The organism is Qipengyuania sp., from assembly GCF_048550555.1.
GTDB lineage: Bacteria > Pseudomonadota > Alphaproteobacteria > Sphingomonadales > Sphingomonadaceae > Qipengyuania.
In genome coordinates this window covers 1-3,786 of sequence record NZ_JBLYYF010000022.1, presented here as the reverse complement: position 1 = coordinate 3,786, position 3,786 = coordinate 1, and the positions used below count along the sequence as shown (strand labels likewise).

Genomic DNA, 3,786 nt, shown 5'->3' with positions numbered 1-3,786 from the left:
TCGCCAGTTGCCTGGTCGAGAACGCGATGGTCGAACGCCTTGAGGCGAATGCGGATATTCTGAGCTTCCATTACCTACACCGATGCGAAAGAGCCAAGCGAGCCTTGTCCGTTGCCGTTTCAGACCCGCAAAAAAGAAAGGTCCGCCCAAGTCGGCCCGGTTTCCCGGATCGGGCGACCTTCCATAAATTCCTGTTCGGCGGGGACGCGAATCCCTGCCTGTGGGCGCGCATATACGGAGGAGAGCCCCGCCTGACAACCCCCTGATTTCCGCCTTAGTCCAAAAGCCGGAAACCAGGCGGGACGGACCGTGCGCGCGGTCCGCCGAATGCCTTCATTAAAAGCGAAGGCCCGCCCCTCGCGAGGAGGAGCGGGCCAAAGCCTTGCAGTCGCTTGCGCGAGCTTACTTGGTGATCGTCGCGACCACGCCCGAGCCGACGGTGCGGCCGCCTTCGCGGATAGCGAAGCGCAGGCCTTCGTCCATGGCGATCGGAGCGATCAGCTTGACCGAGATGGTCACGTTGTCGCCCGGCATCACCATTTCGGTGCCTTCGGGAAGGATCACTTCGCCGGTCACGTCGGTGGTGCGGAAGTAGAACTGCGGACGGTAGTTGGCGAAGAACGGCGTGTGACGGCCGCCTTCGTCCTTCGACAGGACGTAGACTTCGGCGCTGAACTCGGTGTGCGGCGTAACCGAACCGGGCTTCGCCAGAACCTGGCCACGCTCGACGTCTTCACGGCCGATGCCGCGGATCAGGGCGCCGATGTTGTCGCCTGCTTCACCGCGATCGAGCAGCTTGCGGAACATTTCCACGCCGGTGACGGTGGTCTTCTGGGTGTCCTTGATGCCGACGATTTCGACTTCGTCGCCAACGTTCACAACGCCGGTTTCGACACGGCCGGTGACGACGGTACCGCGACCCGAGATCGAGAACACGTCTTCGATCGGCATCAGGAACGGCTTGTCGACCGGACGCTCCGGCTGCGGGATGTGTTCGTCAACGGCGTTCATGAGCTCGATGATCGAGTTCTTGCCGATTTCGTCGTCACGACCTTCGAGAGCGGCCAGGGCCGAACCCTTGACGATGGCGATGTTGTCGCCGTCGAAGTCGTAGCTCGAGAGCAGTTCGCGAACTTCCAGTTCGACGAGTTCGAGGATTTCCTCGTCGTCGACCTGGTCGACCTTGTTCATGTACACGACCAGGGCCGGAACGCCGACCTGACGGGCGAGCAGGATGTGCTCGCGGGTCTGCGGCATCGGGCCGTCGGCTGCGTTCACGACCAGGATAGCGCCGTCCATCTGGGCGGCACCGGTGATCATGTTCTTCACGTAGTCGGCGTGGCCCGGGCAGTCGACGTGCGCGTAGTGACGAGCGCCGGTTTCGTATTCGACGTGCGCGGTCGAAATGGTGATGCCGCGTTCACGCTCTTCGGGAGCCTTGTCGATGTTAGCGAAATCGACTGCAGCGCCGCCGTTTTCTTCAGCCATCACCTTGGTGATCGCCGCCGTCAGCGTGGTCTTGCCGTGATCGACGTGACCGATGGTGCCGATGTTGCAGTGCGGCTTGTTACGCTCGAACTTTTCCTTCGCCATTTTCCAATAACCTCTGTCTTAAAATTTGGGATTTCTGCGGGGGAGGAAACGGCGCCCGCTGAATCAGGCGCCGCCCCTAGACCTCAAAGCTCGCTTACGCAAGCTTCTCCTTGACCTCGGCCGCGACGTTCGCCGGGACCTCGTCGTAGTGGCTGAACTGCATCGAGTACTGGGCGCGTCCCTGAGTGAACGAGCGCAGTTCGTTGACGTAGCCGAACATGTTCGCAAGCGGCACGTTGGCTTCGACAGCCTGGGCATTGCCGCGCGTGTCGGTGCCCTGGATCTGGCCACGACGGCTGTTGAGGTCGCCGATGACGTCGCCGAGGTAGTCCTCGGGGGTCACGACTTCCACCTTCATGATCGGTTCGAGCAGCTTGATGCCCGAACGCTCGGCCACTTCGCGCATCGCACCGCGGCCGGCGATTTCGAACGCGATCGCGCTCGAGTCGACGTCGTGGTAGGCACCGTCGTACAGGGTGACGGTGAAGTCGATGATCGGGAAGCCGACCAGATGACCGCTCTCGGCCTGCTCGCGCATGCCCTTCTCGATCGCGGGGATGTATTCCTTCGGAATGTTACCGCCCTTGATCTCGTCGTCGAAGACGAAGCCCTGGCCGCGCTCACCCGGGGTGACCTTGACCTTGACGCGGCCGAACTGGCCCGAGCCACCCGACTGCTTCTTGTGGGTGTAGTCGACGTCGACCGGCTTGCCGAGATATTCGCGGTAGGCCACCTGCGGCGCACCGACATTGGCCTCGACCTTGAATTCGCGCTTCATGCGATCGACCAGGATGTCGAGGTGAAGCTCGCCCATGCCCTTGATGATCGTCTGGCCCGATTCGTGGTCGGTCGTCACGCGGAAGCTCGGATCCTCGGCGGCCAGGCGGTTGAGCGCGACGCCCATCTTTTCCTGGTCGGCCTTGGTCTTGGGTTCCACCGACAGCTCGATCACGGGCTCGGGGAATTCCATCCGCTCGAGGATGATCGGCTTGGCCGGATCACACAGCGTATCGCCGGTGGTCGTGTCCTTCATGCCGGCGAGCGCGACGATGTCGCCCGCGAATGCCTCTTCGATGTCCTCGCGGTTGTTCGAGTGCATCAGCAGCATGCGGCCGATCTTTTCCTTCTTGTCCTTCACCGAGTTCAGGACCGAGCCCTTGGTAAGCTTGCCCGAATAGATGCGGGTGAAGGTCAGCGAACCGACGAAGGGGTCGTTCATGATCTTGAACGCCAGCGCGGCGAAGGGCTCGTCGTCCGATGAGGGACGCGTTTCTTCCACGTCGCTGTCGGGCAGCACGCCCTTGATCGCCGGCACGTCGAGCGGCGACGGCATGTAGTCGACAACCGCGTCGAGCAGGGGCTGGACGCCCTTGTTCTTGAACGCCGAGCCACAGGTCACGGGCACGAAATCGCGCGCCATCGTGCCCTTGCGGATCAGCTTCTTGAGCGTGGCGATATCGGGCTCGTTGCCTTCGAGATAGGCTTCCATGACCTCGTCGTCCTGCTCGACGACGGTCTCGATCAGCTTCTCGCGGTATTCCGCGACCTTGTCGGCCATGTCTTCGGGGATGTCGACGAATTCGTACTTCGCGCCGAGGTCTTCGGCCTGCCACACGATGCCGCGGTTGGCGACGAGGTCGACCACGCCCTTGAGGTTGCTCTCGGCGCCGATCGGCAGCGTGATCACCAGCGGGGTCGCGCCGAGGCGGTCGATGATCGACTGGACGCAATAGTAGAAGTCGGCGCCGGTGCGGTCGAGCTTGTTGATGAAGCACATCCGCGGAACGCCGTACTTGTCGGCCTGGCGCCAGACGGTTTCGGACTGCGGTTCGACACCGGCGACGCCGTCGAACACCGCGACCGCGCCGTCGAGCACGCGCAGCGAACGTTCGACTTCGATGGTGAAGTCGACGTGGCCGGGGGTGTCGATGATGTTGATGCGGTACTTCGGCATGTCGGCACGAAGCGCCTCGGGGTCCGAGCGCGGATCCATCGCCGGATCCTCGGGCGTCCAGAAGGTGGTGGTCGCCGCCGAGGTGATGGTGATGCCGCGTTCCTGCTCCTGCTCCATCCAGTCCATGGTCGCGGCGCCGTCGTGGACTTCGCCGATCTTGTAGGACTTGCCGGTGTAGTAGAGGATACGCTCGGTCGTGGTGGTCTTGCCGGCATCGATGTGGGCCATGATGCCGATGT

The 3,786-nt window shown here is 62.7% G+C and carries 2 protein-coding genes and 1 pseudogene; all 3 read right to left on the bottom strand.

Annotation, left to right across the window (positions count from 1 at the left end; genetic code table 11):
• A pseudogene (gene rpsJ / locus ACN4E0_RS05880) lies at positions 1-71 on the bottom strand (30S ribosomal protein S10); the annotation flags it as partial.
• A 331-nt stretch (positions 72-402) separates the two neighbouring features.
• Entirely contained in the window at positions 403-1,593 is a 1,191-nt protein-coding gene (gene tuf, locus ACN4E0_RS05875) for an elongation factor Tu (RefSeq protein ID WP_419566549.1), read from the bottom strand.
• A gap of 94 nt (positions 1,594-1,687) precedes the next feature.
• Positions 1,688-3,784 (bottom strand): elongation factor G, encoded by a 2,097-nt coding sequence (gene fusA / locus ACN4E0_RS05870; RefSeq protein ID WP_419566548.1) that lies wholly within the window; start codon positions 3,782-3,784, stop codon positions 1,688-1,690.
• Between the last annotated feature and the right edge of the window lie 2 nt (positions 3,785-3,786).

What these genes read in the sequence shown, in the direction of transcription:
- tuf (WP_419566549.1), bottom strand. Translation starts at nt 1,593, where the DNA reads ATGGCGAAGGAAAAGTTCGAGCGTAACAAGCCGCACTGCAACATCGGC.